We start from the raw sequence: 5,487 nt of genomic DNA on the forward strand, positions 1-5,487 counted from the left end.
GGCCGAACGATGCGGAACGCGCCTGGAGAAGGTCCTGGTTGACCAGGGTTTCAAGGACGCTGTGGTCATCCACGGGGCGGTGAAGGACATCACCGTCGAGGTGGTCCGGCGCAACTCAGACGACAAGGGACGGGGCTTCGTTCCGCAACCGAAGCGGTGGGTGGTCGAGCAGGTCAACGGCACTCTCATGCTCCATCGCCGCCTCGCCCGTGACTATGACCACCGGCCCGACAACGCGGCCTCCCGCGTCTATTGGGCCTCCACCGCGGGCATGCTCCGCCGCCTCACCACCCCCACCGCCGCCTGGCGCGACGATGTGGAGCTGGCCGCGTGAACGTCGCCGAACTCCTGCGGCTGCTGCGGACCGAACACGACGAGACCACCGCACGAGCCGACCACCTGCGCGAGCAGATCGAGCGACTCGCCACCGCTCTCGCCGAGGCCGAGGCCCGCCTGGCCGAGCTCGCCGCAACCCGAAAGGTCATCGACGGCCTCACTCCGCCCGACCACGAACCGACCTCCGCGCAGACCGGCACCGGCACCGTCTACCAGCGCATCGTCACTGCCTTCAACGAGCACCCCGAGAAGGTGTTCCGCGTCCACGACCTGCACGAACAGCTCGGCCTGCCCACCGACGAGCCGTCGATCAACGTCACCCGTTCCCGCCTGGGGCGACTCGCTCGCCAGGGATTCCTCGAGCAGCCCGGACGTGGCCGCTACCAGAAACGGACTTAACGCCCTCTCAAGACCACCGTGCACACGTGGCAGTCACGGCCGGGGCGAGGAGCCCGAAGACCTCGAAGATCAGCTCTTGTGGTTGACACGCCAGCGTTCCCGAAGCCGTCAGACATGAGCGCGCGGAGCTCGACGCGGAGATTCCTACTGATGCTGAGGGCGCAGTGGCGTGGGCCGGACAGCTGCGAGCATCTCCGTTACGCCACAGACAAGCAAGATCGAAGAGCTGCTTCACTCGGACGAGACCTTCGCAGAAGACCTCTTCAGCACGCTGCTCGACCAGCTGGGCCTCCCCCAGGCCACTCAGTCCTCGTGTCCAGACTCCGCGTCGGAGCCGTCCATCGGCGGTAGCGGTCTCAGCCGGCCGACTCCCCTCGGCGCCCGTCGGACAGGGGCGGTACCTTGCCGCCATGTGCATCTCGACGGGTGAGGCCGCGTTCTCTGGCACGATCGTGTACTGCGGGCGGCAGCACCACCCCGTGCACGGTCTCATCCACGTCCTGGGGTACCAGAACACCGCCGTCAACCTGACGAACGGTCCAAACACCATGCTGCTGCACCTGCCCGCCAGGCAGCTCGCACCCCGGAACTTCCTCTCCGCCGGGCGCGCCGGCGACGTCCTGCACCGCATGGTCGCCGCCGTGGAACACGCCGCCGCAGCAGCCGACGGCATCGCGTGGATGAGCGCGGAACCGCAACCCGTCCAGGTCTTCGACCACGACGTCTACACGGTGCTCCTGGCAGACGACCCCACCGCGGTCCCTGCCGCACTGCGGCAGGTGCCGCCGCACCGGCGCCCCGATCTCGACCCGGACCTTGTGCGCTTCTACGCAGGCCACTTCCCCCGCCACACCATCGCCGTGTGCTGCTTCGACAACGCCGACGCGCAGCGCGCCAAGCCACTGCTGTTGTGGTACCTGCCCCTCGACCCCGACCGGCTGACCGTGCCGGCCCTGGACAGCCACACCGGCAAGGCGCCGGACCTCGACGCCGCCGTGCCCGTGGACCACTGGGTCCTGTTCTCCACCGACCAGGCCCCCGCCGGCTGGGGCGCACCCGTCGTGTACCCCGGAGACATGCGCCACCGCCTCCGCGGCTTCCTTCCCGCCGCCATCGTGGGCCGGCACTACGGCCACGGGCAGACTTTGCCCAACGGAGACTTCACCATCAGCCACCGCGACCTGCTCGCCGGCGACCTCGAACGCATCGAGCGCCTGGAACCGACCCGCCGCTGAAAAACTAAAAACCAGGGCGAGTGGGAGGCAGCACGTCAACCGAACCCGACATCACCCCATCAAGTTCGGTAGCGTGCTCACAGAGCTGTAAAGGACGTGTGCTGCGTATCCGGGTGGCTGTGTATGCGAGAACGGATCTCGCTGTCCCGCGCTGTCCGTTGTCGGCCGTCGCGGTGCTGTGTCAGCCCCACGTGCCACACTGCCGCCCATGTCACTCGCTGATCTCACTCTCCACCAATGGCGGTCCTTCGACCAGCTCACCGCCCGCCGGACCGCCCAGCAAGCCGCCGACCATGTGGGCGGCCGGGTGACACTCGTCGAGACCACGGAGCACCTCGGTGCCCCGCTGCACCGCGCCCGAATCGAGTGGAACGGGCAGGAATTCGCTCTGATACCCGGAGGCCCGGTGTCCCTGGGCTTTGATCTCGACAACTGGCAGCCGACCCCGGAGCAGGCCGCCGACTACGCCGAGAGCCTGGAGCAGGGCTTCGGCTGCGGACCGGATCTGCGGGCCCATCTGGCGCAGGTACTCAGCGCTCGCCGGAGCGCTCACCTGGCCACCGTCCTCATGGCCGTGGAAGACGAGAACCTGACGGAACCTCCTGCCGACATGTTGGCTGCCCTCTCAGCCCGTGGCCTGCGGATGCCGAGCTCCGACGAGTGGGAACACGCTTGCGGAGCTGGGGCAGACACTCTGTTCCGGTGGGGAAACGACTGTCCCCTCGACCGCATCCCCTATGGGGATCGCACCGGCCCGCAGAACCATCTGAACGCCTTCGGCCTGCATATCGCCTACGACACCTACCGCACGGAGCTGACGAGCGATATCACTTCGGTCCACGGCGGCGACGGAGGCGAGTCGGTGTGCGGCGGCTACGGCCACATGCTGGCCTGGCTCCCCCTGGCCACCGCCAACCGCAACCCCTCCATGGTCGAGTTCGTGTACGGACCGGACGGAGAAGACATGTACGAGGACTTCTCCACCCGACCGGTGCTCCCCCTCTGAGCCTTCGCCTGCATGGCCTGCCGGATGAGCCTGGCCAGGGGCCCGCCAAGAAGGTAAGGAGCTTTTTCAGCGTGGCCACCGATCGGGTGACGACCTCGGTGTCCGCAGCGGACAGGGCTCCCGTGCCGTTTGAGGTGTTCGACGTCTCAACCTGCCGGCCCAGGAGCCCGGTTGGTTCCCTGTCCTGCCGCACTCGACCTGTCTCATGCGCTGGTCGAGTGGGTCACGATGCTCATCGTCGCCCGTGAGGGTGACCGCCGCTGCAAGCTCCCGCCGCACCAGCGCGCCCTCGTCGCTCTCGCCTCCCTGCGCAAGCACGACACCCTCGCGCAGATCGCCGCCGGGTTCGGCATATCCGTAGGCACCGCCCACGCCTGCACCACCGCCGTCGTGCGGTTCCTCGCCGACCGGGCGCCGGGCCTGCGCACGCCCCTGCGCGAGCACGACCCGGACCACGTGCTCCAGGACGGCCCCCTCAGCGAGTGCGACCGCCTGGGCGACGGACGCACCGACTACTCCCACAAGCACCGGCGCCACGGCGTGAACGTGCAGGTCGTCACCGATCCCCAAGGCCAACTTCTGTGGATCTCACCGGCCTTGCCGGGCCGCGCTCACGATCTGACCGCCGCACGCACCCACCGCATCATCCGAATCTGCGAACTCCAGGGCGTCCCGGTCGTCGCCGACCGCGCCTACATCGGCGCCGGCTCCTGGGTCACCACCGCCATCCGCCGCCCGCCCAACGGCGAACTCACGCCGACCGAACGGACGCTGAACCGGGCACTCGCCCAGGCCCGCGCTCCTGTCGAACGAGGCGTCGCCCGCCTGAAACCCTGGCGGATCTTCCGCCGGAGCCGCTGCAGCCCGAACCGCATGACGGACATCGCCGCCGCGGTCCTCACCCTGGAGAGGCAACGCTGAAGAGGCTCAATGAACCCATCGCAGCGACGTCATACAGCCGTGTGGACAACTACAGCTGCACCCGGCCGCGCCCCCATCTCCGCGACACGGTGGATTCCAGAACCGAGTGCCTGCGCCATCGCTGACGAGGACCCGCTGTCACCTCATTCGCGGCGACGGGTGCTACCAGATCCTGATCTTCGTGATCTTGTGGATGGGCTCGCCGGTGATCTTCCCAAAACTCCACTTCTCAACGGTCTCGCTGGTCACCGGCGCGCCCAGCTTCGGCACGTACTCCAACGTGACCTTGTTGTTACCGGTCCAGATCCGGTCCACGCCGTAGATCGCCACGCTTTCCACGCCCGCGTTGGCGAAGCAGAGGGAGCCGCCTGCGTTGTGAAACGTCAGGTAACCCGATTCAGTGCAACCGACGCGGTTGATAGCGGACGCCGACGAAGCAGGCAGCACAACGGCTACGGCTCCGGCCGCCACGACTACCGCGAGGCGTGTGATGAAGCTCTTCACTGGTGAGTTGTTCCTTCCATGGTGGTGTGGTGCCGCCGAGGGCCACAGCACACGGCGGCATCGCAGGGACGCACGCACGTCCAATCAGCGCAACGTGGGGAAGGGTGCTCCGGTTCACCACTTGAGCGCCTTTCTTCGGACGCGGTCGCGATCTCCCTCCATGCCTGTTGGCGCCTCGCCCGAAGGCGCGTCTCCACGCTCCCGGCAGAGCGCCGGAACCGGTCGCGCCCCGCCGGCCGGGCGCCGCCTGGCCACTCCGCCCCGAGGGTCAGGAGCGTCACGGAGGTCCAGTTCGGCAAGCCGTTCACGTGCCCGATTCAGGCAGGCAGGATCGGCCACCGCCCCCAGGGAAAGACATCGAACGAAAGCATCCGGGCGTCGTCAGGGCGCCCGCGGCCTGCAGGGCGACACCAGGGGACTGGCCGGCTGGTGTGAGCGAGCATCGTCCATGCCCCGCAGATCGATCACGAGCCGGCGATCGGGGAATGCCGATCGGCCGGATCGCCGCGGAGACCCCGTACCACTCCGGGAAACGCAAACGGCACGGGATGAGCGTCCAGGTCCTCATGGACCCCTTCGAGCGACTGCTGTGGGACTCCCCCACGCTGCCCTGCCCCACGCACGACCTGACCGCGGCCCGCGACCCGGGATCATCGACACCCTCACGGAGGCGAGCCCCACGTGCTGGGCGGACAAGGCGTACCAGGACGTCGGCCGCTCCCTCCGTGTCCCGGTCCGGGACCGTCGGCTCAAGCGGTGGAAACGACGGCACCACACCACCCACACCAAGATCCGCTGCGTCGGCGAGCAGGCCATGGCCACCTTGAAAAGCTGGCGCCTGCTGCCGAAACTCCGCTGCGGCACCGACCGCATCACCGACATCGAGAAGGCCGTCCTCGTCCTTCACCACCCACCGGCACGAGGTGGAGAACGGCTCAGTGGATCACCTCGGCAGACTCTCCGGTAACGTCAGAACATGAGTCATCCGCATCCCGAACTGAAAGCCGCCCCTCCCCTGCCCGAAGGAGGGCTGCGAGTCATCGCCCTGGGCGGTCTGGGTGAGATCGGCCGCAACATGACCGTCTT

Annotated in this window: 5 protein-coding genes and 2 pseudogenes; 6 read left to right on the forward strand and 1 reads right to left on the reverse strand. The window is 68.1% G+C overall.

The annotated features are described in order from the left end of the window. The 5 genes and pseudogenes from AB0N31_RS36065 to AB0N31_RS36085 form a co-directional block, all read left to right on the forward strand. Positions 1–334: pseudogene (locus AB0N31_RS36065) on the forward strand (IS5/IS1182 family transposase); the annotation flags it as partial. After that, positions 331–735 (forward strand): hypothetical protein, encoded by a 405-nt coding sequence (locus AB0N31_RS36070; protein ID WP_366062771.1) that lies wholly within the window; start codon positions 331–333, stop codon positions 733–735. The pseudogene AB0N31_RS36065 and the gene AB0N31_RS36070, both read left to right, overlap by 4 nt. Before the next feature lie 410 nt (positions 736–1,145). Beyond that, on the forward strand, positions 1,146–1,970 hold the full coding sequence (locus AB0N31_RS36075; protein WP_366062772.1) for a hypothetical protein: 825 nt from the start codon (positions 1,146–1,148) through the stop codon (positions 1,968–1,970). 208 nt (positions 1,971–2,178) lie between these two features. Then, a complete protein-coding gene (locus AB0N31_RS36080) occupies positions 2,179–2,976 on the forward strand; it encodes a hypothetical protein (RefSeq protein WP_366062773.1) in 798 nt (265 codons plus the stop codon). 171 nt (positions 2,977–3,147) lie between these two features. Then, entirely contained in the window at positions 3,148–3,897 is a 750-nt protein-coding gene (locus AB0N31_RS36085) for a transposase family protein (RefSeq protein WP_366062774.1), read from the forward strand. Positions 3,898–4,059: 162 nt separating this feature from the next. Here AB0N31_RS36085 and AB0N31_RS36090 read toward each other — a convergent pair whose 3' ends face one another. Beyond that, positions 4,060–4,401, reverse strand: a complete 342-nt coding sequence (locus AB0N31_RS36090; protein WP_366062775.1) for a beta/gamma crystallin domain-containing protein — start codon at positions 4,399–4,401, stop codon at positions 4,060–4,062. A 485-nt stretch (positions 4,402–4,886) separates the two neighbouring features. Here AB0N31_RS36090 and AB0N31_RS36095 point away from each other — a divergent pair. Next, a pseudogene (locus AB0N31_RS36095) lies at positions 4,887–5,368 on the forward strand (transposase family protein); the annotation flags it as partial. Between the last annotated feature and the right edge of the window lie 119 nt (positions 5,369–5,487).

Source organism: Streptomyces sp. NPDC051051 (assembly GCF_040682975.1).
In the GTDB taxonomy this organism is placed as follows: domain Bacteria; phylum Actinomycetota; class Actinomycetes; order Streptomycetales; family Streptomycetaceae; genus Streptomyces.

Coding starts and splice junctions, on each gene's coding strand:
- AB0N31_RS36075 (WP_366062772.1), top strand. CDS start 1,146: ATGTGCATCTCGACGGGTGAGGCCGCGTTCTCTGGCACGATCGTGTAC.
- AB0N31_RS36080 (WP_366062773.1), top strand. CDS start 2,179: ATGTCACTCGCTGATCTCACTCTCCACCAATGGCGGTCCTTCGACCAG.